General features: G+C 61.0%; 29 protein-coding genes. 17 read left to right on the top strand and 12 right to left on the bottom strand.

Annotation, left to right across the window (positions count from 1 at the left end; genetic code table 11):
- The first annotated feature begins 5 nt into the window (after positions 1-5).
- The 3 genes from HBA54_RS03970 to adhP all read left to right on the top strand — a co-directional run bounded on the left by HBA54_RS03970 (position 6) and on the right by adhP (position 3,046).
- A complete protein-coding gene (locus HBA54_RS03970; protein ID WP_167221571.1) occupies positions 6-866 on the top strand; it encodes a branched-chain amino acid ABC transporter permease in 861 nt (286 codons plus the stop codon).
- Complete coding sequence (locus HBA54_RS03975; RefSeq protein ID WP_167221573.1) at positions 863-1,891, top strand: branched-chain amino acid ABC transporter permease; 1,029 nt, start codon at positions 863-865, stop codon at positions 1,889-1,891. The genes HBA54_RS03970 and HBA54_RS03975 overlap by 4 nt, the downstream gene beginning before the upstream one ends.
- A 135-nt stretch (positions 1,892-2,026) precedes the next feature.
- Positions 2,027-3,046 carry an alcohol dehydrogenase AdhP gene (adhP, locus tag HBA54_RS03980; protein WP_167221575.1) on the top strand — a complete coding sequence of 340 codons (1,020 nt, stop codon included), beginning with the start codon at positions 2,027-2,029 and terminating at the stop codon, positions 3,044-3,046.
- On the opposite strand, the gene HBA54_RS03985 is transcribed toward adhP, so the two are convergent.
- Positions 3,033-3,548, bottom strand: coding sequence for an isoprenylcysteine carboxyl methyltransferase family protein (locus HBA54_RS03985; RefSeq protein ID WP_167221577.1), 516 nt, complete (start codon positions 3,546-3,548; stop codon positions 3,033-3,035). The genes adhP and HBA54_RS03985 overlap by 14 nt on opposite strands.
- Positions 3,549-3,553: 5 nt before the next feature.
- On the bottom strand, positions 3,554-4,693 hold the full coding sequence (locus HBA54_RS03990) for a type III polyketide synthase (protein ID WP_240932485.1): 1,140 nt from the start codon (positions 4,691-4,693) through the stop codon (positions 3,554-3,556).
- A 245-nt stretch (positions 4,694-4,938) separates the two neighbouring features.
- On the opposite strand from HBA54_RS03990, the gene HBA54_RS03995 reads away from it, so the two are divergent.
- The 10 genes from HBA54_RS03995 (at position 4,939) to HBA54_RS04040 (ending at position 14,552) form a co-directional block, all read left to right on the top strand.
- Positions 4,939-5,391: a hypothetical protein gene (locus HBA54_RS03995; protein ID WP_167221581.1), complete on the top strand. Its 453-nt coding sequence runs from the start codon at positions 4,939-4,941 to the stop codon at positions 5,389-5,391.
- A 288-nt stretch (positions 5,392-5,679) separates the two neighbouring features.
- Positions 5,680-5,937 (top strand): hypothetical protein, encoded by a 258-nt coding sequence (locus HBA54_RS04000; protein ID WP_167221583.1) that lies wholly within the window; start codon positions 5,680-5,682, stop codon positions 5,935-5,937.
- 140 nt (positions 5,938-6,077) lie between these two features.
- A complete protein-coding gene (locus tag HBA54_RS04005) occupies positions 6,078-7,289 on the top strand; it encodes a lytic murein transglycosylase (protein ID WP_167221585.1) in 1,212 nt (403 codons plus the stop codon).
- A 98-nt stretch (positions 7,290-7,387) separates the two neighbouring features.
- Complete coding sequence (locus HBA54_RS04010; protein WP_167221587.1) at positions 7,388-8,353, top strand: septal ring lytic transglycosylase RlpA family protein; 966 nt, start codon at positions 7,388-7,390, stop codon at positions 8,351-8,353.
- Between the two features lie 59 nt (positions 8,354-8,412).
- Positions 8,413-9,561: a D-alanyl-D-alanine carboxypeptidase family protein gene (locus HBA54_RS04015; protein WP_167221589.1), complete on the top strand. Its 1,149-nt coding sequence runs from the start codon at positions 8,413-8,415 to the stop codon at positions 9,559-9,561.
- Complete coding sequence (tmk, locus tag HBA54_RS04020; protein WP_167221591.1) at positions 9,558-10,235, top strand: dTMP kinase; 678 nt, start codon at positions 9,558-9,560, stop codon at positions 10,233-10,235. The genes HBA54_RS04015 and tmk overlap by 4 nt, the downstream gene beginning before the upstream one ends.
- Positions 10,232-11,314 carry a DNA polymerase III subunit delta' gene (locus tag HBA54_RS04025; RefSeq protein WP_240932486.1) on the top strand — a complete coding sequence of 361 codons (1,083 nt, stop codon included), beginning with the start codon at positions 10,232-10,234 and terminating at the stop codon, positions 11,312-11,314. Before tmk ends, HBA54_RS04025 begins: the two co-directional genes overlap by 4 nt.
- Positions 11,315-11,371: 57 nt before the next feature.
- A complete protein-coding gene (gene metG, locus HBA54_RS04030; RefSeq protein WP_167221593.1) occupies positions 11,372-12,919 on the top strand; it encodes a methionine--tRNA ligase in 1,548 nt (515 codons plus the stop codon).
- A 3-nt stretch (positions 12,920-12,922) separates the two neighbouring features.
- Entirely contained in the window at positions 12,923-13,747 is an 825-nt protein-coding gene (locus HBA54_RS04035) for a TatD family hydrolase (RefSeq protein WP_167221595.1), read from the top strand.
- Positions 13,748-13,757: 10 nt separating this feature from the next.
- Positions 13,758-14,552, top strand: a complete 795-nt coding sequence (locus HBA54_RS04040) for an MBL fold metallo-hydrolase (protein ID WP_167221597.1) — start codon at positions 13,758-13,760, stop codon at positions 14,550-14,552.
- A 21-nt stretch (positions 14,553-14,573) separates the two neighbouring features.
- Here HBA54_RS04040 and HBA54_RS04045 read toward each other — a convergent pair whose 3' ends face one another.
- The gene (locus HBA54_RS04045; RefSeq protein ID WP_167221599.1) at positions 14,574-16,523 is read right to left on the bottom strand and encodes an ABC transporter substrate-binding protein; all 1,950 of its coding nucleotides are present in this window, start codon (positions 16,521-16,523) and stop codon (positions 14,574-14,576) included.
- 277 nt (positions 16,524-16,800) lie between these two features.
- Here HBA54_RS04045 and HBA54_RS04050 point away from each other — a divergent pair, with 277 nt between their 5' ends.
- The 4 genes from HBA54_RS04050 to HBA54_RS04065 all read left to right on the top strand — a co-directional run bounded on the left by HBA54_RS04050 (position 16,801) and on the right by HBA54_RS04065 (position 18,976).
- Complete coding sequence (locus tag HBA54_RS04050; RefSeq protein ID WP_167221601.1) at positions 16,801-17,250, top strand: GNAT family N-acetyltransferase; 450 nt, start codon at positions 16,801-16,803, stop codon at positions 17,248-17,250.
- A gap of 308 nt (positions 17,251-17,558) precedes the next feature.
- Positions 17,559-17,978, top strand: a complete 420-nt coding sequence (locus tag HBA54_RS04055) for a DUF1127 domain-containing protein (protein WP_205944392.1) — start codon at positions 17,559-17,561, stop codon at positions 17,976-17,978.
- A gap of 603 nt (positions 17,979-18,581) precedes the next feature.
- Entirely contained in the window at positions 18,582-18,785 is a 204-nt protein-coding gene (locus tag HBA54_RS29815; protein ID WP_367575703.1) for a DUF551 domain-containing protein, read from the top strand.
- Positions 18,782-18,976, top strand: coding sequence for a hypothetical protein (locus tag HBA54_RS04065; protein WP_167221605.1), 195 nt, complete (start codon positions 18,782-18,784; stop codon positions 18,974-18,976). Before HBA54_RS29815 ends, HBA54_RS04065 begins: the two co-directional genes overlap by 4 nt.
- A gap of 284 nt (positions 18,977-19,260) precedes the next feature.
- Here the strand turns inward: HBA54_RS04065 and HBA54_RS04070 are convergent, their stop codons facing one another.
- The 9 genes from HBA54_RS04070 to HBA54_RS04110 are packed head-to-tail and all read right to left on the bottom strand — an operon-like array spanning position 19,261 to position 22,711.
- Positions 19,261-19,620 carry a hypothetical protein gene (locus HBA54_RS04070; RefSeq protein ID WP_167221607.1) on the bottom strand — a complete coding sequence of 120 codons (360 nt, stop codon included), beginning with the start codon at positions 19,618-19,620 and terminating at the stop codon, positions 19,261-19,263.
- Entirely contained in the window at positions 19,617-19,781 is a 165-nt protein-coding gene (locus HBA54_RS04075; protein ID WP_167221610.1) for a hypothetical protein, read from the bottom strand. Before HBA54_RS04075 ends, HBA54_RS04070 begins: the two co-directional genes overlap by 4 nt.
- Positions 19,765-20,292: a transglutaminase-like cysteine peptidase gene (locus HBA54_RS04080; RefSeq protein WP_167221611.1), complete on the bottom strand. Its 528-nt coding sequence runs from the start codon at positions 20,290-20,292 to the stop codon at positions 19,765-19,767. The genes HBA54_RS04075 and HBA54_RS04080 overlap by 17 nt, the downstream gene beginning before the upstream one ends.
- Entirely contained in the window at positions 20,282-20,503 is a 222-nt protein-coding gene (locus tag HBA54_RS04085; RefSeq protein ID WP_167221613.1) for a hypothetical protein, read from the bottom strand. The genes HBA54_RS04080 and HBA54_RS04085 overlap by 11 nt, the downstream gene beginning before the upstream one ends.
- The gene (locus tag HBA54_RS04090) at positions 20,496-20,780 is read right to left on the bottom strand and encodes a DUF6378 domain-containing protein (protein WP_167221615.1); all 285 of its coding nucleotides are present in this window, start codon (positions 20,778-20,780) and stop codon (positions 20,496-20,498) included. The genes HBA54_RS04085 and HBA54_RS04090 overlap by 8 nt, the downstream gene beginning before the upstream one ends.
- A complete protein-coding gene (locus HBA54_RS04095; RefSeq protein ID WP_167221617.1) occupies positions 20,777-21,148 on the bottom strand; it encodes a DUF1937 family protein in 372 nt (123 codons plus the stop codon). Before HBA54_RS04095 ends, HBA54_RS04090 begins: the two co-directional genes overlap by 4 nt.
- On the bottom strand, positions 21,145-22,155 hold the full coding sequence (locus HBA54_RS04100) for a hypothetical protein (protein WP_167221619.1): 1,011 nt from the start codon (positions 22,153-22,155) through the stop codon (positions 21,145-21,147). The genes HBA54_RS04095 and HBA54_RS04100 overlap by 4 nt, the downstream gene beginning before the upstream one ends.
- Before the next feature lie 32 nt (positions 22,156-22,187).
- On the bottom strand, positions 22,188-22,409 hold the full coding sequence (locus HBA54_RS04105) for a hypothetical protein (protein WP_167221621.1): 222 nt from the start codon (positions 22,407-22,409) through the stop codon (positions 22,188-22,190).
- Entirely contained in the window at positions 22,406-22,711 is a 306-nt protein-coding gene (locus HBA54_RS04110; protein ID WP_167221623.1) for a hypothetical protein, read from the bottom strand. Before HBA54_RS04110 ends, HBA54_RS04105 begins: the two co-directional genes overlap by 4 nt.
- Positions 22,712-22,729 lie beyond the last annotated feature (18 nt).

Here is a 22,729-nt window from a genome sequence, read left to right on the forward strand (position 1 = left end):
CGGGTATGGATCAGGCACTGCTGCTTTTACTGGACGCTACCAACTATGTTCTGGTGATTGTCCTGGTCGCCATGGGCCTGGTGATCGTCTTCGGCCTGATGCGGGTCATCAATATGGCCCACGGTGAACTCTTCCTTCTGGGCGCCTATACCCTGGTTGTCCTGCAGCAGGCGGGCTTGCCCTATTGGCTGGGATTGCTCGCGGCGACCGTCTTTGTCGGTATGGTCGGCCTGCTGATGGAAGAGCTGGTGATCCGCCACATCTATCACCGCTTTCTCGATACAATTCTCGCCACCTGGGGCCTCTCCATCGCCATCAAGCAGGCGGTGGTGCTGGTCTTCGGGCCGGGCGCGCAGTCCACCGCGGCCCCGATCACCGCCCAGGTGGAGATCTTCGGCGCCAGCTATCCGGCCTATCGCCTGTTCATCATGGCGGTGGCGCTGCTGGTGGTGGCGGCGACCTTCTATCTTTTTTTCCGAACGCGCTTCGGCCTGGCGGCGCGGGCGGTGATCGCCAACCGCTCCATGGCGGCCTGTCTTGGCATCCCGACACGCGCTTTCGACCGCATGACCTTTGCCTATGGGGCGGCGCTGGCGGGCCTGGCCGGGGCGGTCATGGCCCCGATCATGTCTGTCGATCCACAGATGGGCCTCGGCTTTCTGATTCCGGCATTTCTGGCCATTCTGGTCGGTGGCGCCGGGCATCTTGCAGGGCCGGTTCTGGGCGCCGGCTTGATCGGGGCGACCGACAGCGTGACGGCCGGGCTCTGGTCGCCGGTCATGGCCCAGGTCGTAGTCTTTGCCATGGCCGTCATCGCGATCCGGATCTTTCCCAGCGGACTGCTTGGCCGCGGCGGATCGCGATGAGGCTCCCGGACCGCATTCTCGCCGACCGCCGTATCCGGATCGACGGGCTTGTCTGGGGCGCCTTCCTTGCCCTGCCGCTGGTCCTGGGGGAGTGGGAGGTCACCCAGATCGCGCAGTACCTGACCTACGGAATCTTCGCCATGAGCCTGGCGTTGATCTGGGGACAATGCGGGCTGATGAGTTTCGGCCACGCCGTCTTCTTCGGGCTCGGTGCCTATGCCATGAGCCTCTCCACCCTCGGGCTGCTGCCGGGCATGGAGGGCTGGACCAGCAGTTACCTGGGCATCGCTCTGGCCCTTGTCCTGCCGGCGGCCTTCGCCAATCTGCTTGGGCGCTTCCTGTTTTTCGGCCGGGGGCTGCAGGGCGCGCAACTGGCCATCGTGATGCTGGCGGTGGCCGTCATCGCCGAGCGCCTGATGTCACGCTGGTCCTATGCCGGCGGGATGAACGGCTTGATGTCGGTGCCGCCCTTGAATCTCGGTATTCTGGGCGCGGAGGTCGAGATCTTCGATCCCCTGCCGCTCTACTATCTGACCCTCGTTGCGGCGATCCTGGTTTACGCCGGCTTGGAGGTCTTGGTGCGCTCACGCCGCGGCGTATTGCTTCGCGCTGTCGGCGACGACGAAACCCGCACTGCTTTCCTGGGGCACAACACGCGGGCGGTGAAGCTGTGGGTCTTCACGCTTTCAGCCGCCGTCGCGGGCTTCGCTGGGGCGCTTTTCGTCACCCAGTTCGGTTTCGTTTCGCCGCCGCTCATCGGCTTCGGCCTCTCTACCGAGGTGTTGATCTGGGTGGCGCTGGGCGGCCGTCACGGGCTGTTGACCGCCTTCCTCGGCGCCATCGTCGTGCGTCTGGCCGAGAGCTTCCTGGCCGATCTTTTCGGCGATGGCTGGCTGCTCGGCCTCGGGCTTCTTTTCGTCCTTTGTGTCATTTTCCTGCCGCGCGGCCTTTTGGGCGAAGCTTATTGGCATCTTGTCCGGCCGCGAAGCCTATCGAACCCGGCGCAGGAATCGAAACAGCGATAGTTTGGCATCCCTGCTTTGATTGGTTTTGCCGAATGAATGTCACTGTTCATAGCCCTGACCCATAGCCATGTTAGATCTTGGGTATGTGCAAACGGGCTGGGCGGGCGCACGGAATTCGACGAGAGGAAGACATTGATGCCAAGCACAATGAAGGCCGCCGTCGTCACCGAGTTCGGAAAGCCGCTCGACATCCGCGATGTCGACAGGCCCGTGGTGCGCGATGGCAAGATTGTCGTAAAAATCGAAGCGAGCGGGGTCTGTCATACCGACCTGCACGCCGCCCAGGGAGACTGGCCGGTGAAACCATCGCCGCCCTTTATCCCCGGACACGAAGGGGTTGGGGTGGTGGCTGAGGTCGGCAAGGGCGTGACCGCGGTCAAGGAAGGCGACCGCGTGGGCGTCCCCTGGCTTCATACCGCATGCGGCCACTGCCGCCACTGCGTCGGCGGTTGGGAAACGCTCTGCGGGGAGCAGTCCAACACCGGCTACAGCGTCAACGGCGGATTCGCCGAATACGTGCTCGCCGACCCGAACTACGTCGGCCACCTTCCGGACCGGCTCGAATTTGCACCCAGCGCCCCGATCCTCTGTGCCGGCGTCACGGTCTACAAGGGCCTGAAGGAGACGGAAGCCAAACCGGGGCAAACCGTAGCCGTGGTCGGGATCGGCGGTCTTGGCCATCTCGCGGTGCAGTACGCCAAGGCCATGGGCTTTCACGTCATCGCCGTTGATATCGCCGAAGATAAACTGAAGCTGGCCTCCGACTCAGGTGCCGACCAGGTCTTCAACGCGGCTGAAATGGATGTTGCTGCAGAGGTCGCAAAGGGAGGCGGTGTCGAAGGCGTGCTGGTGACGGCCGTGTCGCGCGAGTCTTTTCCTCAGGCTTTGGGCATGCTGGGCCGTGGCGGAACGATGAGCCTGATCGGCCTGCCGCCCGGCGGCTTCGAGTTGCCGATCTTCGAGGTCGTTCTGATGCGCAAGACCATTCGCGGCTCCATCGTCGGCACCCGCAACGACCTTGCCGAGGCGTTGCAGTTTGCCGCCGAAGGTAAGGTCGCATCGCACTTCTCTACTGACAGCCTGGATAACGTGAACGCCATCTTCTCACGCATGGAGCAGGGAAAAATCAACGGCCGGGTCGTTATGGAGATCTAAGCGTCGCGCTGCGGCGTGGTGCTATCGCGTTTTCCTCGCAACGGATCCGGATTGCCAGAATGGCCGCATTGGCCAGAGAGAAGATCAGTGCGATCTCCCAGGCGCCGAAGGCGAGGGGCAGGACCAGGATCTCGCCTGCGACGATCAGATAGTTCGGGTGTCGCACAAAGCGGTAGGGACCCTTGCGCACCAGGGGCGCTGTCGGCAGCGTGATGATCCGCGTCGTCCAGTAGCGGCCCAGTGTTGCCAGCACCCAGACGCGCAATAGCTGCAGGATCAAAAAGGCGCCCAGAAGGAACCACTGCGGCTGGGTTTCCGGCGCTACGAAGAGAAGTATGGCCAACAGCCAGAGGCTGTGAAGGCCGACGAGCAGGGGGTAATGCCCGGCACCAACCTCGCGGCCGCCTTCGGCCAGCAGTTGGCGCGTATTGTGCCGGGCATAGACAAGCTCCGCCAGGCGCTGCACGGCGACCAGTATCAGCACGGCCCACAGAATGCTCATCGCTTTCAGGCCTCCAGAATCTGGAAGCCGGCAGTGAAGCCCGGGCCCAGGGCGGTCATCACGTAGCGTCCCTTCATGCCCGCGGCGCGCATGCGCTCCAGTACGAAAAGCACGGTCACCGCCGACATATTGCCGAAGTCTCGGAGGACACCGCGTGCCTCCGTCAGGTTGCCGTCCTCAAGACCGAAGACGGCCTCAAGTGCCGAGATAACCTTGGCGCCGCCGGGATGGCAGACGTAACCGTCGATATCCGAGCGGCTTAATCCCTGATCCGCCAGGAAGCTGTCCAGGACGGGCCCAAGGCGATCGAGAACCAAGGCCGGAATATCGCGCGAGAAAACCACGCCGAGCCCGTCGTTCTCCACATCCCAGCCCATGACGTCCAGCGACGCCGGCCAGGTGTATTCACCGGATGCCGTCAGCTGCAGGACAGGCAGGGCGTTTGAGGCCGTCGGAATACTACCGCCTGGCTTCGCCGGGTTGGCAGGTGACTCCAGCAGCAATGCAGCCGCCCCGTCGCCGAACAGAGCCGTGGCGATGACGTTGCTCTTGGAGCGGTCGTTGGCCCGGAAGGTGAGAGCGCAAAGTTCCGCCACCAGACAGAGGACGCGCGTGCCCGGGCGGCTCTTGGCCAGAGCCGCGGCCCGCGACAAGCCGATAACGCCGCCAACGCAGCCGAGGCCAAAGACCGGCAGGCGGTTTACATCGCGCCGGAAAGCAAGGCGATCCATCAGCCGCGCATCCAGGCTGGGGACGGCGATCCCGGTGGTCGAAACCGTCACGATGGCATCGACGGCCTCAAGCGGCAACCCGGCCTGGTCAAGGCAGCGCAGGGTCGCATCCTCGAAAAGATCCAATGCGTTGTCGATGAACAGCTGATTGCGTGTCTTCCAGTCGCTGGGTTCGAGATACCATTCGATCGGTACGCAAGACCGCCGCGTCTCCACGCCGGCGTTGGCGAAGGCCGGCAGAAGCCGATCGATGTTGATCTGACGTCCGGCGAAGAGGGACCTTACCCTGGTCACCACGTCTGCCTGGCGCAGGATGTGAGGGGGAACCGCGGTCGCGAGGGCCGTCAGCGCGACGGCTTTGCCTGTTGCGGGTGCATTCTCGGCACGCGTATCGCGGGCGAGCTGAAAGTCCAAGGCGGCGATGTCCATCTCCTATGGGCAAGAGCGGGGCTGAATGACTGACCGTCCCACGGGTGAGCCACCGCTCAGGTTTTAACGAGCCCTCTAATAAGAAGTGATACGTGACCCTTGACCAAGGGGTTTCAACCCGCTGCGTTAATCATTTGTTAGTCACAGCCCTTAACGCGGATCTAGGGTCGCCCTGCTAGGCTGATCTTGCTCAGGAAGAGCCAGCGCTTGCTGCGGTTTGGTAGGTAACCATGATCAAGCATCTGATATTAAAAGGCCTATTTGCCTTTACAGTGACGTGGCTCGTCATCACCAACGCCGGTCCGGCGGGGGCCGGTGACCTATTCGTCACCCAGCCCGGCCATTACAGCCAACACAATGCCGGCGGCTCGGCCAACAAGGCCGGTTTTGCGCGCAAAACCAAGCAGGTGAGGGCTGGTTCGCGCATTCTGGTGCGCGACGAGGGCCGCCTGCTGGAGCAATGGATTCTTAATTCCGACCTCTCAAAGGCCTGCCGCAAGCGCCAGTTCCGCCAGAAGCGCCAGAACTTCTTTATCGGTGTCGTGGATGGCCGGACCTACGGGGCGGCCGTTGGCGGTCACGGCAGCCTTGTCGACCGGGCAAAAGTGGCGGAAAACCAAGTAATTTATCTGTTTCGCGGGCAGGGCACGACTGATTGCCGCGTCTATCACCGGACAAAATAGAAGCGCCCTTCATGAATCATTAAGCTGTTAACCATTTGTTTACCATCTCGGCTGCATACTGCGTTCACGGTTCATCGACCGTCTCCTGAAATTGATTGCATCGACCTCTCAAAAGCCCCGCCTCCCCGGCGGGGCTTTTTCTTATCTGCCGGGGAATCGGGCTGAATCTGAAAGGCGAACAGAGGTTCTTTTCGTTCGCGTATTGGGAAAGCCCCATGTGCCGCCCTTGCCCGGGCTATCCGGCACCGTTAGATAGAGTTGTTCTTTTTATTAAGGTATAGAGATCTCATGCGGTTTTTTGCCACCAAAATTGCTTTCGTGTTGCTGCTTTTGCTTGCCGGCTGCTTTGCGCCGAGCAAGGCCGACATCATTAAGAAAGCCGAGGGCGCTTCGACGCGGGCTGATCTCGAATCGGCGCTGGGCGAGCCGAGCGAGGTTTCCAAGATCGGGCCGATAGAAAAGTGGACCTACAAGGCAGCCGACGGCGCGGTGATTTTTCTGCTCGCCGGCGACAGCGTCACTTTTGAGGTAACCGAGGGACCGTAGTGCGGCGCCCAGTCTCTCGATGGCCGGAAGCGCGGATTGCCAAGACTCTTGGGCTTGTGGCACAAGGGACGGCAGGCGGGCCGCTCTCTCACGAATGTGCCGGCTGATGAACGGCAACACTCCGTGAGGTGACGACTTTCATGCCAAGTCTGAGATCATGCATCGGCGCTTTTGCTCTCGGGCTCGCCGCCACCCTGGGCAGTGCCGCGCCATTGTCTGCACAACACAGCGACGTAGAGTTTGATCGTTGGTTGGGCGCGCTGAAGCAGGAAGCGATCAGCAAGGGCATCCGTGCCGAAACCGTAGAGAGCGCCTTGGCCGGCGTCACCCCGATCGCCAGAGTTCTGGAGAAAGACCGCAGCCAACGAGAGTTTACCCTGACCTTTACGCGCTATCTGCGTAACAGCGTCACGGATACCCGGGTAGAGCGGGCACGCCGCCTGCTCGAGGAGCACCGCGTTCTTTTGGAGCGCGTGGAAGCGAAGTACGGGGTGCAGCCGCGTTTCCTGGTCTCCTTCTGGGGACTGGAAAGCAATTTCGGAGAGTACACCGGTGGCTTCCCGGTCATCGGCGCCCTGGCGACCCTGGCACAGGATTCCCGGCGCAGCGCCTTTTTCCGCAGCGAATTGCTGAATGCTCTGCAGATTTTGGACGAGGGGCACATCAGCGTTGAGCGGATGAGCGGCTCCTGGGCCGGTGCTATGGGACAGCTTCAGTTCATCCCCTCGACCTTTGTGAACTTTGCCGTCGACTTCGATGGCGACGGCAAGCGCGACATCTGGAACAGCCTGCCCGACATCTTCGCATCGGCCGCAAACTATCTGTCGCAGGAAGGCTGGCGCGGCGATGAGACCTGGGGACGCGAAGTAAAGCTTCCCCCGCAGTTCGATCACAGTCAGGCCAGCCTGGGGATTGCCAAACCGCTTCGCGAATGGTCCGAGACCTACGGCATCAGAAAGAACGACGGCGGCCGGCTTCCAACGGCGGATCTGGAAGCCTCGATCATATTACCCTCGGGGCATCGCGGCCCGGCTTTCCTGGCCTATAAGAACTACCGGACCATCCTCATCTGGAATCGCTCGATTCTCTACGCGCTGGCCGTCGGCCACCTGGCGGACCGGATCGCCGGTGGGGCGGCCCTGGCATCCTTGCCTGACGAACAGCCGATCAGCCTGCAAGCGATCGAAGAGATGCAGGCCTTGTTGAATGCGAAGGGCTTTGACGCGGGTGAGCCGGACGGGCTGGTCGGACGCCAGACCCGCGCAGCCCTGAGCGCTTACCAGCGCTCGATCGGTGAGCCTGCCGACGGATATCCGACGCTTGAATTGATTGAAAAGCTGAGGGCGCAGTAGCCTTTGCCGTTCCGGTGAGGCGGCGCAGCATGATTGCTGTGAATTGGAAAGCAGCTTAGACTACAAGAGTTAGTGGGGATCGCTTGCGAGAACACAAGATGGTGGCCAGTTCACTGAGATCCGGTGCGCTTTTACTGTGCCTGTTGGGCATCCTGGCGGGCTGTGCGGAAACCGAGCTGGCCGTGCACAACGCCAAGCGCCTGAAGACACCGACCGACTCGACACCGGCGACCAGCGGAACCTTCAAGGTTGGCAAGCCCTATCAGATCAAGAGCATCTGGTACTATCCGCGGGTAGACTACAGCTATGACGAGACAGGCGTCGCTTCGTGGTACGGGCCCGGCTTTCACGGCAAACGGACGGCCAATGGTGAGATTTACAACCAGGAAGACCTTACCGCTGCCCATCGCACCCTTCCGATGCCCACACTGGTGCAGGTGACGAACCTGGAAAACGGCCGGTCGATTCGTGTGCGGATCAATGATCGCGGCCCCTTTGCCCATGGCCGTATCATCGACCTCTCCAAACGCGGCGCCGAGCTGTTGGGTTTCGTCAGGCAGGGCACGGCAAAGGTGCGGGTGCAGATTCTGGAACCCGAGAGCCGCCAGCTCGTCAATGCGGCCAAGGGTCTGGGTCCGGGTGCTGACGCGCCGCCGGCTGTTCCGGTGGAGACCGTGGCCGTTCAACAGCTTCCACCGGTGGGGCAGGCGGCGCCTGCGGCACCGGCCGGCCAGCCTGTTCAAACCGCTGCTGCGCAGAGCCAGTTGAACGATGCCAGGGCAGCACAGATCCTTTCAAATCCCGAACCGGTAGTGATGCAGCAAGCGGTGCGTCGCACACGATTGTACGTTCAAGCGGGGGCCTTTACCCAGATCGCCAATGCTGAGCGCATGCGGGCGCGCCTTTCAGGCCTTGGAAATGTTCAGATTGCCCGCGCCGTGGTAGGGGATACCCGGTTTTTCCGTGTGCGCGTCGGACCGATGGCCAATGTCAAAGAAGCAGACAAGACGCTGGATCTGCTGCTCTATAACGGCATCACCAATGCAAAAGTTATCGTCGATTGACTAGGTGTTTTCGCCAGGTGGCAACTCTCAGCGCCAGGCACCCCGGAGGTAGCCGCACTATGAAATGCATCCGTTCACTGATTTTGGTCCTCGCTTCGGCATCGGCCTTGGGCTTTCTCGCGCTTCTCAGCGACACGGCGGAGGCGCTCGAGACCCAGGCTCGCGAGGCTTTCCTGATTGACGCGGGAACAGGCGCGGTCCTGCTCGACAAAAATTCCGAGGTGTCGATGCCGCCGGCTTCGATGAGCAAGATCATGACCGCCTTCATGGTTTTTGAGCGCCTGAAAGACGGCAGCCTGTCCCTCGACGACAAACTGCCGGTCAGCGAAAAAGCCTGGCGGATGGGGGGCTCGAAGATGTTCGTTGAGGTCGGCGATCAGATCCGTGTCGAAGACCTCTTGCGGGGCGTCATTGTTCAGTCCGGCAACGATGCCTGCATCGTTTTGGCGGAGGCACTGGCCGGCAGCGAAGAGGCCTTTGCCGAACAGATGACCGCCAAGGCGCGCGAGATCGGCATGACCAACAGCACCTTTGCCAATGCCACGGGATGGCCCGATCCCAATCAGCGCATGACGGCACGCGATCTGGCGACCCTCGCCAAGCGCATCATCACGGACCATCCTGAGTACTATCACTACTACTCGGAAAAGGAATTTGTCTGGTCCGACATCCGCCAGGGCAACCGCAACCCCTTGCTTTATAAGAATATCGGCTCAGACGGTTTGAAGACCGGGCACACTGAGGAGGCCGGCTACGGCTTGACCGCCTCGGCATTCCAGAACGGCAGGCGCCTGGTTCTGGTGGTCAACGGCCTGGGGAGTCAAAAGGAGCGTTCGGCTGAATCGGAACGCCTGATGTCCTGGGGCTTCCGGGAATTCGGCAACTACGCCCTCTTCGAGGCCGGCGAGACGGTCGACGAGGCGCCGGTCTGGCTCGGCGCTGAAAAGACGGTGCCGCTGGTGGTGGCCGAGGATCTGATCGTCACGCTGCCGCGCAGCGTGCGCAACGGCATGAAGGTTTCCGTGGTCTATGACAGCCCGATCCCAGCCCCGGTGCCGTCAGGCCTGGAGATTGCGCGGTTGCGCGTTTCCTGGCCGGAGGGTGTGCCGATAGAAGTGCCGCTGATGGCGGGGCAGGATGTCGAGCAGTTGGGCCCCTTCGGGCGTATCGGCGCCAGCATCAAATTCCTTCTGCTTGGAACACCTTGAGCGACCCGGCCAAAGCAGCCGGCACCCCGCGGGGCCGCTTTATCACCCTGGAAGGCGGGGAGGGTGCGGGCAAGTCGACCCAGCAGAAAAAGCTGGCTGACTGGCTGTCGCAAAAAGGTGTCGGCGTGATCGAAACGCGCGAGCCCGGCGGCAGCCCGGGCGCCGAGCAAATTCGTAATTTGCTGGTCACAGGGGCGGCGGGACGTTGGGATGCCATGACCGAAACCCTGCTGCATTTTGCGGCGCGGCGCGACCACGTTGTGGCAACGATCGAGCCGGCGCTGGCGCGCGGCGCCTGGGTGGTTTGTGACCGCTTTGCCGATTCCACGATGGCCTATCAGGGTTTCGGCCACCAGCTCGGCCGGCCGCCGGTGGAGACCCTGGCCAGGCTCGTACTGGGCGGTCTGAAACCCGATCTGACGTTGATGCTGGATCTGCCTGTCGAAGAAGGGCTCGATAGAGCGAGGGCGCGTAACGGAGGCGCGACCGAGGCTGAGGATCGTTATGAGTCCATGGAGATCGCCTTTCATGAGCGGCTGCGCGAAGGTTTTCACGAGATTGCGGCGCGCGAGCCGGAACGCTGCCTGCTGGTCGATGCCTCGGGCACGGCGGAGGTTGTTTCGGAGAAGATCCAGCAGGCCGTCGTCGAACGCTTCGGCGCATTTTTGTTATGAGTGAGATGGAGGAAAGCTGGCCGCATCCGCGCCTGACCGCCGAGTTGCGGGGGCAGGAGGCGGCAGAGTCGACCCTGCTGCAGGCGGCGGAGTCCGGCCGTCTGCCCCATGCCTGGCTGCTGTCGGGGCCGCGCGGCGTCGGTAAGGCGACATTGGCCTATCGCTTCGCCCGCTATCTGCTGACCGAAGCAAACCGGGAAGTCGGCCTTTTCGGCGATGCCCCCGCAGGGCTGCAGGTCGATCCGGAAGATCCTGTTTTCCGGCGTGTCGCGGCATCGGGCCATAGCGACCTTCTGACACTGGAACGCCGGGCGGACGACAAGGGGAAAATGCGCAGCATCATTCCTGTTGAGGATGTTCGCCGCCTGCTTGCCTTTGCGCGCATGACCGCGGGAGAGGGCGGGTGGCGAGTGGCCATTGTCGACTCAATTGACGAGACCAACCGCAATGCCGCCAATGCGTTGCTGAAGATCCTGGAGGAGCCGCCGCCGCGCTGCATCATTCTGCTTGTCAGCCATGCGCCCGGTGCTCTGTTACCGACCATTCGCTCGCGCTGCTGCCAGCTTGCGCTGGCGCCTCTGCCGCAGGACGTGATCGTCGATCTGCTGCGCGAGCACCAGCCGTCCCTCAGCCCTGAAGAGGCAGCGGCTCTCGCGCGCCTGTCGGACGGCAGCATCGGGCGGGCCCTGTCTCTGGCCCGCCATGGCGGCCTGGGTCTCTACGAGGATCTGATCGCCCTCATCGCCACCTTGCCGCGGCTGGATATCAAGGCCCTCCATGCCCTGGCCGACAAGTGGGGGCAGGGCAAGAACCCCGCAGCCTTCCAGACCGGTATGGAACTTTTCATCTGGTGGCTGGGACGCTTGATCCGCGCCGGGTCGACAGGCGGTCAACTGGCGGAAGTGGTGCCCGGCGAGGCAGCCCTGGCGGCGCGCCTGCTGGCCGGGCGCCCCCTTGCGCAATGGCTTGGCCTGTGGGAGAAGATCAGCCGCCTTTTCGCCAGGACCGAAGCAGCCAATCTTGACCGGAAACAGGTGGTTTTGACCGCCTTTTTGGATCTGGAGACCGTTGCGGCCTAGTGCGGAGAGGTTTGGCCGGTCGTCTGGCTGGCCGGTCGACCCCGATGGAGATCCGCGATGACGGCAGGAAAGCCGGCGTACTACGTTACGACCCCGATCTACTATGTGAACGATGTACCGCATATCGGGCACGCCTATACGACGCTCGCCTGTGACGTGCTGGCCCGCTTCAAGCGGCTCGACGGCTATCGCGTTCACTTCCTGACCGGGACCGATGAACACGGCCAGAAGGTCGAACAGTCAGCCGAGAAGGCCGGCATCGACCCGCAGAGCTTCACTGATCGCGTATCGCAGAACTTCCGCGATCTTTCCAAGCTGATGAACTTCTCCAACGATGACTTCATCCGTACGACCGAAGAACGGCACAAGCGCTCTTGCCAGGAACTCTGGCGGAAGCTGGTCGAGGCGGGTGATATCTATCTGGGCAGCTATGCCGGTTGGTATGCCGTGCGCGACGAAGCCTACTACGCCGAAAGCGAACTCGAAGACGGCCCTGACGGCAGAAAGATCGCACCCTCCGGCGCTGAGTGCGAATGGGTCGAAGAGGAATCTTACTTCTTTCGACTCTCGGCCTGGGGCGACCGTTTGCTGAAGCTCTACGAAGAGCAACCGGATTTCGTTCTGCCGGCTGGGCGACGCAACGAGGTAATGAGCTTTGTGAAGGGCGGCTTGAAGGATCTTTCCATCAGCCGCACCACCTTCGGCTGGGGCGTCCCGGTGCCCGATGCCCCCGGGCATATCATGTACGTCTGGATCGACGCCCTGACCAATTACATCACCGCCGTTGGTTATCCCGATACCGATGCGGAGAACTTCAAGACCTTCTGGCCCGCCGATGTGCACATGGTCGGCAAGGACATCTTGCGCTTTCACGCGGTCTACTGGCCGGCGTTTCTGATGGCCGCCGGGGTTCCAACACCGAAGCGTGTCTTTGCCCACGGCTGGTGGACCAACGAGGGCGAGAAGATCTCAAAGACGGTCGGCAATGTGATTGCACCCGCGGACCTCGTAGAGCGTTACGGCCTCGACCAAGTGCGCTACTTCCTGCTGCGTGAGGTGCCCTTTGGTAACGATGGCGACTTCTCCAACAAGGCCATCATTGGGCGGATGAACTACGATCTGGCCAACCAGTTCGGAAACCTGGCTCAGCGTGTGCTGTCCATGATCGCCAAGAACTGCGATGCCAAGGTGCCTCAGCCGCAGGCTTTTGAACCCGAGGACGAAGACCTATTGAGGGCGACGGCGCTATTGCTTCAGGACGTGCGTGCCGACATGGACCGTCAGCAGTTTCACCAGGCGCTGACCAAAATCTGGAAGGTGGTTTCCGCCGCCAACAGTTACATCGACCATGCGGCGCCCTGGACCCTGAAGAAGACCGATCCGGCGCGCATGGCGACGGTGCTCTACGTGCTGGCGGAATCGATCCGGCAACTGGCCATCATCACTCAGCCGGTGATGCCGGACGCGATGGCGACAATGCTCGACCAGTTGAGCATCGATCCGTCGGAGCGCGACTTCGCCTGCCTGGAGCGTCAGCTCAAACCCGGGGCGCCGCTGCCGAAACCGGAACCAATTTTCCCCCGTTTTGTCGAGGAAGAGGCCTGAATCATGGCGGTTTCCGGGTTTCAGTCAGCAGGCGAGGGGACGGGGCAGGGGCTCGTGGACTCCCACTGCCATCTCGACTATCTGGCAAAGGATGGCGATCTGGCGCCGGTGGTCGAGCGGGCCGAGGCCGCGGGGGTTTCGACCCTCGTCACCATCTGCACCAAGATCAGCGAGTTCGACGAGATCCGGTCCATCGCCGAGCGCTTTCCCTCGGTGTTCTGCTCCGTCGGCGTTCACCCCCACGAAGCAGGCACCGAAGGTCAGGAGAACGCAGAACGACTGCTGAGCCTTGCGGCTCATGACAAGGTGGTGGGGATCGGCGAGACCGGCCTCGACTACTACTATGAGCATTCGCCGCGTGAGGCGCAGCAGGTGAGTTTTCGTGCCCACATTTCCGCCAGCCGCGAGAGCCGGCTGCCCCTGATCGTACATGCCCGCGATGCCGACGACGATACCGTGGCGATCCTGCAGGAAGAATACGCCAAGGGCCCGTTTCCCGGTGTGATCCACTGCTTTACGGCCGGGCCTGAACTGGCCCGCGCGGCCCTGGAGATCGGCTTCTACATATCGCTGGCCGGGATCGTGACCTTCAAGTCCGCCCAGGCCCTGCGCGATACGGTGGCCGAGGTGCCGCTGGACCGTCTGTTGGTCGAAACCGACTCGCCTTATCTGGCGCCGGTGCCCAAGCGTGGCAAGACCAATGAGCCGGCCAATGTCGCCTATACCGCGGCGGCCCTGGCAGCGCTTCGCGGTTTGCCGGAAGACGATTTCGCTGCGATGACCACCGAAAACTTCTTCCGCCTTTTCACACGTGCCCAACCGCGTTGAGGCCGGGGGGATGAAGCTGACCGTTTTGGGCTGTGGTGGTTCCGGTGGGGTTCCGGTCGCCGGACGCGAAGCCGGGGGCACCTGGGGTGTTGCAAAACCCGACAATCCAAAGAACCGCCGCTCGCGGGTGTCGGTGCTGATCGAAGGCGAAGAGGGGCCCGATGGCGCCCGCGACCGTATCCTCATCGATACCTCGCCTGATCTGCGTCAGCAGATTCTCGACAACGGCATCACTGCTCTGGATGCGGTGCTCTACACCCATGCCCATGCCGACCACTGTCACGGCCTGGACGAACTGCGCGGCATCGTCTATTCCCGGCGCCGGCCCATTGACGCTTACATGGATGCCCGGACCCGTGCGGCCCTGACCACGCGCTTCGACTATGCATTCTCCTCCAGCCGTGCGGCCGACAATCTCTATCCGGCCTTGTTGGAGGATCACGTCATCGACGGTGATTTTCACGTCGGCAGCATTCCCGTGACACCTTTCACGCAGCAACACGGACCGGACAGCAGCCTTGGGTTTCGTTGCGGCGATATCGCCTACTCGACCGACGCCAGCGATCTCGACGAGGCCGCTTTTGCGGTGCTTGAGGGGGTGAAGCTTTGGGTGGTCGATTGCCTGCGGGACGATCCGCATCCGACTCATTCACACGTTGCGCAAACCCTTGAGTGGATCGCGCGGGTAAAGCCCGAACGGGCCATTCTGACCCACATGAACGAACGGCTGGACTACGACGAACTGCGGAGCCGTTGCCCACCCGGCGTTGAGCCGGGCTACGACGGTTTGGTTATCGAAGTCTGAGGCCGGCGGTTCCGTCGAAGCTCAACGGTCGAACCAGAAGCGTTCCGGACGGTAGATGCCGAACTGGGCGCCCGGGTCCCAGTTGTAAATCCCTTCCTCCGGCACATTGCGCAGACTGTTGGCGACCGTGACCGGTTGTGGGACATGGGCGACCAGGCCGATGGTGTAGACCTCATCGGCATGGATCTCCAGGATCTCTTCCCAGGCTGCTGTCTTTTGCTCCTTGGACTTCGCATTGAGCCAGTCGCCGTAAAGCGCCATGAGCCGTTCGGGCTTTTCCATATCGACCGCTTCGCCGGCCTTGCCTGCGGTCTCGGCGTACTGGCCCCATTTCGGCCAGTGGTAGCTCTGCTGGTGGATCGGCACGAACTCTTCGGGGCTGGTGTAGGGGGTCGGAATGCCGTTCTCATAGCCGAACCACATCGCCATCATGGTTTCGCCGGCAAAGATTCTGTTGCGCAGGACTTCGCGTTGCGACGGCTTGGTGAAGAGGCTGACGCCGACGGCCTTCCATGAATCCGAGATCAGCTCCAGCACATCGACTTCTTCGGTGTTCTCGCCGGCAGTCTCGATAATGATTTCCGCGGGCCGGCCGTCGGGCAACAGGCGGATACCGGAATCGTTGCGCTCGGTCAGGCCGACCTCGTCCAACAGGGCATTGGCTTTTTTGATGTCGAAATCAGCCCAGGCAGCGCGGTATTCCTCTTTGTAAAGCGGACTGTCGGGAAGCACGGAATTGTTCCCCTCCAGCGTCAGTCCGTAATAGATGACCTGATTGATTTCGCTCCGATTGATCGCGAGAGACAAGGCCCTTCGAAAGCGGGCATCGCGGTTCAACTTGCGCCAGGCCGGATCGTTGACGTTCATGTTTGGATAGAGCGCCAATTGCGAACCGCGCACCGTCTTCCAGAGCCGCACATCGAAGCCGCTTCGCTTCTCTGCGGCCTTCAGGAAAGTGTAGTCCGAGAAGTGCAGGCCACGGGATTGAAGGTCGGCCTCTCCCGCAGAGGTCTTTGCCGGCACCAGGGCGCCGCCGACGACGGACAGCACAAAACGATCCGCATAGGGCAGTTGCTGACCCGAGGCGTCGATGCGGTGGTAGTAAGGGTTCCGCTCCGCCACAAAGCGGGTGGAGGGCGGCTTCACCCCGTTGTGCCAGGGCTGCAGCGTCGGCAGATCCGGGTTGGTCGCCTTGTACATGTTGCCGATGCGGTTATGCAGCTGCGCCCAATTGCGCGCGCCGGCCGCTTTGACCGCTTTGTCGATTTCAGCCTGCACCCCATGGGCGGGATGAAACGCCTTCAGATAGTGCGCGGGAACGAAGAGATCCAACGGCCGCGCACCGGCCAGGGCCGGTATCAAAAAGGGGTTGGGCTTGGACCAGGTGTAACGAATGGTGGTCTCGTCAAGGAATTCGACCTCCGGCAGTTCGCCTTCGACCCGAAGCACCTGGGATGGACCGGCCGGATTCAGGGCTTCGTTGTTCGCCACGTCTTCCCAGAAATAGCGGAAGTCCTCTGACGTGAAGGGATGTCCATCCGACCAGCGGTGTCCTTCGCGCAGTTTCAGCGTGAAGATGCGGCCGTCCTCGACATCCAATCGCTCGAGAAGGTCCGGCTCGACCTCCAGGGCTTCGTTGTAGCCGACCAGTCGGGCGTAGCCGTAAACGTTCAGCAGCCGGACATCTTTGTCGCGGGTCACCAGCATGCGCAGCTCGCCGCCGTGTTTGCCGACCGAGAGCTTCGGTCCGCTGACCGATACCCGTGGCACTTGGGGTAGCCGGTCCTGGACCTTCGGCAGTTGCCCGGCGTTCACCATCGGCGCCAGAGACGGCGTCTCCTTCAAGGCCTGAACCTTCGGCGCCTCAGGCGCCTGATAGACGGTAATCTCAGCACTGACCGCCGCGGCTAGCGCGGTAAAAAAACCAAACGAGGCCACGATCATGGCCCCAAGACGAAACCCGGAATACATAAAGTCGATCCCTGAACGCATTGTTATTTCGAGATTTTTCCCCGATTACCGCCGATTATAGTGCGACAAGCTGGAAAGCGCCAATTAAGATCAGGCGACAAGCTTTCAGGTTGAATCGGATCTTCCTCTTCGTCCGGGACGCGCTGCGGTAAGGGGGGTGAGGGGTGCTCACCAAAGGCACCACCATTGGAGGTTCGCCTGAAAAGGAATGCCACGCGAAGTGGTCTTGAAGTCCAGGTGGCTCTGAAGCCAGCTGGCCCTGAAGGAGGAGCAATGCATGCCGGAGACATGGAGCAAGGACGGCTATGAGGTAAGCACCGACCCGGATCGGCTCAGCCTGCCGGTCGTACACGGGTTTCTGCGAACCGCCTATTGGTCACAGGAAATTCCCCGCGACACTTTGGAGCGGGCCGTCGCAGGCTCGCTGAACTTCGGGCTCTACCGCCGGGAGGAGCAGATTGGCTACGCCCGTGTGGTGACCGACAAGGCGACCTTTGCATGGCTCTGCGATGTTTTCGTGCTGGAGCCGTCGCGGGGGCAGGGGCTGGGGCGCTGGTTGGTCGCCTGTGTCTTGGCCCATCCGGCGCTTCAGGGCCTGCGCCGCTGGATGCTGGCCACGGCGGATGCCCACAGCCTCTATCGGGACTTCGGTTTTGAGGTCCCGGAAGACCCGGGTTTTCTGATGGCCCGTCGGGTGAAGGATATCTACAAGACGGCGGCCCGCTGAAACCGGCCCCCATCCGGCCCCTGAGGGCTAACCGCCGAGCCGTTGTTTCTGTTTTATTTCATTTGAATGAAGTTCTTAGTTCTCCGATTTATCATACTGTTTTAACGCGTTAATCCTTCTTTAAAGATGCCATGTCATTCATGCATTGCTGCGGTGCAGCAATTACGCTGCAGATTTATGGCTCACAGGTCCATATTTCGATTGTCGGGAGCGACTGGCCGGTGCCAACAGACGGGCGAAGGCAGCCGGGTTCCCATTGAGAACAAGCCATCCGCCAAGCCGGACGGCATTTTATAAGGAAGAAGACAATGAACTCGATGCAGTTCGATCACATCAAAGATCCTCTGGTGCGGGCCGAAGTGATGCGCTCCCAGGCCGTGGCCCAGGGCATCAGCAACACCATCGACGCCATCGGCGGCGTCCTTCGCGTCCTGACCGCCAAGTTCGCCAAGTACATGGCTTACCGGAAAGTCCACCAGACCCTGAGCGAGATGACCGACCGGGAGCTGGACGATATCGGCCTTTCGCGCGGCGACATCGAGACCGTGGCCCGTGGCAACGATCCGCGTCCGCGTCGCGAAGCCTATCTGGCGACCGTGGTCGCGCAGCACGCCGACCTGGAGAAGACCTTCGACGCCAAGGGCGTTGCCGTGGCCGAGAAGGCCGCTGTGGAGCCTGGCGTGGCAGACCAGGGCGTCAACGACAACCGCACGGTTGCCGCCGCCTGAGTTGTCGACAGCAGGACCGTATAGCCGGGAAGCGTAAAGCCTCCCGGCGGGCCGGCAGCCAAGGTGCCAAAGCACTCTGATCTGCCGTCCCAAGACGTTTCGAAAGGGCCGCGTTTCGCGGCCCTTTGTCGTTCTGACATCGGTGCCGGCGCCTGACTGCCAATATCGAATCAATATTTCCCATAATATACATTATGCGCGACGAATTTTGAGACAGATTGTTGCGTTTACAGAAAAGCCCAGAACCGGACGGAAATTATATTATCCTGTGATTTGTTCACCTTAGGGCCCTATTCCGTTCAAATCAACATGTAGAATCGGAAGGCGGAAAGAGAATGACTGAGAACCGATTTTCCATAATGCCGAATAACGCGCGCCAGGAGGTGGAAGGATGAGGTTCAGTTGCGGCCACGTATATGCGGTTCGCCATAGGGCCCTACAGCGCTGGCATAACTGGTTTGCGTGGCATCCCGTCCGCATAGGTGTGAATCGCTGCATATGGCTGCAATGGATTGAACGGCGCGGACGTCCCATAGATGGTTGGGGTGAATGTTACTGGCTTTGGAATTACCGGGAAGGACCCTAGCCATGTGGAATAGTAATATGGAGGAAGCGCCAAAGAATAAGGGCCTCTTGCTTTGGTGGCGGCCAAAAGACGAAAATCCTTATGCTGAAACCGCCGTGATTGGCCAAATCTCTAGCTATGAAGATGGCATGTGGTGGAACGGCCAGCGCGGGGAATACCAGCCAGTTTGGCACATAACCCACTGGCAGCCCCTCCCCTCACCCCCACAGGGAGAAGGATGATGGTTACGACCGATGAGGCCATTGCCGGTCTTGAGTCAGCCCTAGATCAGCGATTGGCTGAAGAGCGCCGCAAGGTGTGGATCGAAGCGGCTGACGAAATTGAGCTAATGCTGCCCATGATAGGGCACGCAGGAACCGCTAATATCATGAAGTCCTTCGCCGCAATCTTCCGCGCCAAGGCAGAGGAATAGCTTATGACAGACCTAGAACCCAACACCGTCTACCTCGTATTCGAGGTGTGGGACACCCAAGCGAGACAGTTCAAAGAGCCGATCTGTCTGCTTGACGGGCAACCCCTGCCCCCACTCCCGCCCAATGAGATAATAACCCGCCAAGGCAGCGTCATAACGGACCAGAACGGGGAACTGCCAAGGGGCGTTTACCCCGAACCGAAGGCAGAGGAATAGCTGCCCTAGCAAGACGCTGTAACCGTTGCACTATTCGGCAGTTATTCGGAATTTCCGAGCAACTTAACCTACTCCACGCCCCCCGAACTCTTTAGTCTGTTCAGGGCGGCCCTGCCCTCTTTCACCAGTTCGATAGTCGCCAGATCGGGGTAATGCTCCTCCATGAAGGCAAGGCACTGGTCCAGCATGCTCACAGCCGCCCGGGTCTGGCCGGTTACGACCTCACCCACCGCCTGCCGCTCGCATTCCGCAATGGCCGTATCCACAATGGAGTAGTATTGCCGGCGCATCGCACGGCGGCGTTCGTGGTTTTCCTGAATGAAGGCCGCGCCGTCCTCAATGGTAAGGGCCCGGACTGTGGCAATATCACCCGCAGTACAGCCGGACAGCAGCGCCAGACAGGCGGCGGAAGCAAGTAGGGTCTTCATGCGCTCGCCCCCTTGTTCGGAACGAGATAGACGAGGAAGGCCGTGGCCAGGGTGCCAATGGCGGCAACCACGTCCGGGTCAAGGGTTGTAACTGCGGCCAGAACGCCGGTAAGGGCTGCGGCAATAGCGCCAGCGGCGGCCTTGTCATACTTCGTGAACATGTTTCGTCCTTTCCAACAGATCCGTTAGTTCAATCGGCTCAAGGCTCTCCCAGGGCCGTCCAGGGGCCTCCCACGCTATCCAGTCGTGATGCCGCAGCGCAGGCCGCCCCAGCGCCCAGCAGCCCACGATGTTGCAGCAGATAAGGCTTCCCTGATCTGTCTCGACAGCCAGCACCATGTGCCTGTTACCGTCGTAGTCGCAAATGACCAGCCTGAGGGCTTGCTCCGGTAGTCCGGCGACGATCAGGGCTGCTTTCAGGGTTGGAGCGAAGTCGTTACAATTGCCCTGGGCGATCACCCTGTCGCCAACCACACGGTACTCCGGGGACTTCCAGTTACCATCCGGCTTGGGATCGAACTGCCACAGATCCTTCAGCTTCCTGAATTGGCGGCTTACCAGCGCGTCTTTCTCATCATCCCAGGGGATAACGACAGGATCACGGCGGTATAGTTCGCGGGCGGCGTCCGGGGTATCGATATGCCCTGTGCCCTTCAGGTGCTTACCGGTCATGGTGATGGGGCCTCGCCTCTGCCAAGCTGATCACGTCCGCCGTGGAGTTGTTTCTGTATTCGGGATGGCTCACATGAAGGGCCTGCACGCCCAGCATTTCGACATTCGATTCCCGCACCCTGAAGCGGTGAAGATCGCCACCGGAATTGATTGTGATGTATGGCCCCTGCGCATCGCGTGACAGGCTTACCGTGCCATAGCGGTCAGTCACCGGCCCGCTTTCGGTCAATGCACATTACGGCGCAGCGGGCGTATCCTGAGATGTCAATGAAGCTGTCAACGTGATGCGGACTCTCGATCAGCCGAGCCATCTTCACGCAGATCATTTCAAGGGCGTGACGGACATGCGGATCATCGCATTCCGCGACGACGGCCTTGAGCCGGGCAGCTCTGTCGAAGTCGTCCATCGGGTGGCCATAAACTTCACCACGGCGGTCAGTAATGTCTCGGACAGTGGCATCGTATTGCTCAAGTGCGCCCGCCGTCATCGCGGCCAATCCATGTATGAGATGGGCTTACCAGCGGCCTTGAATTCCTGGATCTCCACCGAGATCCCGTAGCTGTCCTCCCACGTCTCCATCTTGACCACGATTAGCCCGGTGGCACTGTCCATCAGTGGCTTGTCGGCGGGAAGCCAGACATCGTGGTCAAGTGGGTCAATCAGTCCATGAACCGCAACCGGATGCGTGTGGGCGATAGGCGAGAACACCTTCACCCCGGCCCGCACCAGCAATGCTGCCGCCTTTGATGCTTCCTGGAAAGCCGCCTCCAAACCGTGCGGGTACTTGCTGTACGGTGTGGCTAGGTAGTGGTATCCGTCAACAGTGCGCAATGCGCCCAGGTCAAGTCCGTTCATCCGTAGCGCTCCTCTAGCTCAAGCATGGGAATGTGATGGGCCTTTTGAATGTGGCCGTGCTGGATCGTCACGTCCCAGATTCCATAGTCCCAATTGCCGTCGCCAAGGCTGTGTTTGGCATAGTCTTCAACGTGCCCGTTCGGCAGAGCGCAGCCAGCGTTCATGACCCAGATTTTGTTGCCGTCCAGCTTCCAGAAGGGTTGGAAAAGCATCTTGTGAGTGTGGCCGTAAATCAGATCTGTTACGCAGTCCCGCGCAATGGTGTTCTGCGAATACATCCCGCCGTAGGGCTTGCCCATAACGTTGCGCGGCACGTGGGTAATGCCGACACCGCCGATGTAATGAATGCGCCCGAAGGGGCTGTAGCCCCAGCCGTAGTCTGTCAGAATGGTGTGTAGGTTCTCGTCCAGCATCCCGTAGATTTCCGGGGTGCGATCCGAGAATGAAAAGATGCGATCCTCGTGGTTGCCGAGGGTTACATGCTTTTCCGGTTTGTGGTTGCCCAGCCCCTCCTCAAGGTATCCCAGCGCCTTCTTGCCAGATGCCATGTCTTCCTTGAAATTCGGCTTGCTCTTGCCGCGCTGCGTATCGTTGCGCTCATAAGAACAAAGGCTATCAAGGCTAAAGAGATCGCCAACAGACTGGACAATATCAACGCAATGCTCAGCAGCGTATTGCCCAAACCAGCGAAACCGGCTCTTGTCAGGAATGTGGGGGCTGTCGTGGGCATCACCGATAAGCGCGAGGCGGGTTTTGGCTTGGCCGTCTGGACGTTGCTGGGATATGCGGTAAGTGATCTTGGGCGGCTGAATGATGGGCGGTGGCGTGACGGAAACTGCCTCCGCAGCAATGCCAAGAGTTGCCTTGTAAGAAATGCCGTGGTCAGCGCAGAACTTGCGAAAGCCGCGCCGGGTAGTGCCTGGAAAGTGACGCCTTGCAGCATCCACCCCGCTACACTTGCGCACCGCTGCCGTCACATTTGCAACGTCTAGTCCAGGGGTCGCCATGCCACCCCTCCTATCGCTGTTGCTGGGAAGGGTTATTCGCTGCTGCTTGTATTGCTGCTCTGCCGCCAGTCGCGCCACGCAATGGCTAGGCGTAGGGTCAGCAGCACAGCACCGCCAAAGAGCATGTAGAAACCAAGTCCGTCTCTAAGAGCTTCAAGCCACGCAACCCAGAAAGGTGAAGACACAGCACCGACCCCCAACGTTCCATCAACACTTGCCTTCACTGCATCGAAATGCTGTTCCGCCGACTTCATACCGCCGGACCCTCGTCCTTGACCGGCACAGTGCGCCAGCCCTCCCCGGAACTGACCAGACAGGTAGCCCCGCCCGGCATCGTCACTATGATGGTCCACGAACCAGAGAGGCTTACCAGCACTTCCAAAAGCGCACCGGTCGAAACCACCCCCATGTTGACCGGCGCTTCCTTGTAGTTCTTGGCAAGGCTTTGCAGAATTGCATCACGCGGGGCGCACTGCGGCCCCTGCCCATAGGCTTGGCCGGGAAGCCACATGAATACGCACAGCGCCAGCAGCGCTGCCCTTAGAGCATTTAGCATGATGGGAGTCCTAATTTA

It is taken from the genome of Pelagibius litoralis (genome assembly GCF_011683915.1).
GTDB classification, from domain to species: domain Bacteria; phylum Pseudomonadota; class Alphaproteobacteria; order Kiloniellales; family Kiloniellaceae; genus Pelagibius; species Pelagibius litoralis.

Excerpts from the sequence above, each read along its gene's own strand:
- HBA54_RS04080 (WP_167221611.1), bottom strand. The coding sequence starts at position 20,292 with ATGACCGGTAAGCACCTGAAGGGCACAGGGCATATCGATACCCCGGAC.
- HBA54_RS04110 (WP_167221623.1), bottom strand. The coding sequence starts at position 22,711 with ATGCTAAATGCTCTAAGGGCAGCGCTGCTGGCGCTGTGCGTATTCATG.
- HBA54_RS03985 (WP_167221577.1), bottom strand. The coding sequence starts at position 3,548 with ATGAGCATTCTGTGGGCCGTGCTGATACTGGTCGCCGTGCAGCGCCTG.
- adhP (WP_167221575.1), top strand. The coding sequence starts at position 2,027 with ATGCCAAGCACAATGAAGGCCGCCGTCGTCACCGAGTTCGGAAAGCCG.
- HBA54_RS03970 (WP_167221571.1), top strand. The coding sequence starts at position 6 with ATGGATCAGGCACTGCTGCTTTTACTGGACGCTACCAACTATGTTCTG.
- HBA54_RS03975 (WP_167221573.1), top strand. The coding sequence starts at position 863 with ATGAGGCTCCCGGACCGCATTCTCGCCGACCGCCGTATCCGGATCGAC.
- HBA54_RS04075 (WP_167221610.1), bottom strand. The coding sequence starts at position 19,781 with ATGTTCACGAAGTATGACAAGGCCGCCGCTGGCGCTATTGCCGCAGCC.
- HBA54_RS04105 (WP_167221621.1), bottom strand. The coding sequence starts at position 22,409 with ATGAAGTCGGCGGAACAGCATTTCGATGCAGTGAAGGCAAGTGTTGAT.
- HBA54_RS04095 (WP_167221617.1), bottom strand. The coding sequence starts at position 21,148 with ATGAACGGACTTGACCTGGGCGCATTGCGCACTGTTGACGGATACCAC.
- HBA54_RS04035 (WP_167221595.1), top strand. The coding sequence starts at position 12,923 with ATGGCGGTTTCCGGGTTTCAGTCAGCAGGCGAGGGGACGGGGCAGGGG.
- HBA54_RS04065 (WP_167221605.1), top strand. The coding sequence starts at position 18,782 with ATGATGGTTACGACCGATGAGGCCATTGCCGGTCTTGAGTCAGCCCTA.
- HBA54_RS04040 (WP_167221597.1), top strand. The coding sequence starts at position 13,758 with ATGAAGCTGACCGTTTTGGGCTGTGGTGGTTCCGGTGGGGTTCCGGTC.
- HBA54_RS04025 (WP_240932486.1), top strand. The coding sequence starts at position 10,232 with ATGAGTGAGATGGAGGAAAGCTGGCCGCATCCGCGCCTGACCGCCGAG.
- HBA54_RS04070 (WP_167221607.1), bottom strand. The coding sequence starts at position 19,620 with ATGAAGACCCTACTTGCTTCCGCCGCCTGTCTGGCGCTGCTGTCCGGC.
- HBA54_RS04005 (WP_167221585.1), top strand. The coding sequence starts at position 6,078 with ATGCCAAGTCTGAGATCATGCATCGGCGCTTTTGCTCTCGGGCTCGCC.
- HBA54_RS04100 (WP_167221619.1), bottom strand. The coding sequence starts at position 22,155 with ATGGCGACCCCTGGACTAGACGTTGCAAATGTGACGGCAGCGGTGCGC.
- HBA54_RS04045 (WP_167221599.1), bottom strand. The coding sequence starts at position 16,523 with ATGTATTCCGGGTTTCGTCTTGGGGCCATGATCGTGGCCTCGTTTGGT.
- HBA54_RS29815 (WP_367575703.1), top strand. The coding sequence starts at position 18,582 with ATGGAGGAAGCGCCAAAGAATAAGGGCCTCTTGCTTTGGTGGCGGCCA.
- HBA54_RS04010 (WP_167221587.1), top strand. The coding sequence starts at position 7,388 with ATGGTGGCCAGTTCACTGAGATCCGGTGCGCTTTTACTGTGCCTGTTG.
- HBA54_RS04015 (WP_167221589.1), top strand. The coding sequence starts at position 8,413 with ATGAAATGCATCCGTTCACTGATTTTGGTCCTCGCTTCGGCATCGGCC.
- HBA54_RS04050 (WP_167221601.1), top strand. The coding sequence starts at position 16,801 with ATGCCGGAGACATGGAGCAAGGACGGCTATGAGGTAAGCACCGACCCG.
- HBA54_RS04055 (WP_205944392.1), top strand. The coding sequence starts at position 17,559 with ATGAACTCGATGCAGTTCGATCACATCAAAGATCCTCTGGTGCGGGCC.
- HBA54_RS04090 (WP_167221615.1), bottom strand. The coding sequence starts at position 20,780 with ATGACGGCGGGCGCACTTGAGCAATACGATGCCACTGTCCGAGACATT.
- metG (WP_167221593.1), top strand. The coding sequence starts at position 11,372 with ATGACGGCAGGAAAGCCGGCGTACTACGTTACGACCCCGATCTACTAT.
- HBA54_RS03995 (WP_167221581.1), top strand. The coding sequence starts at position 4,939 with ATGATCAAGCATCTGATATTAAAAGGCCTATTTGCCTTTACAGTGACG.
- HBA54_RS04000 (WP_167221583.1), top strand. The coding sequence starts at position 5,680 with ATGCGGTTTTTTGCCACCAAAATTGCTTTCGTGTTGCTGCTTTTGCTT.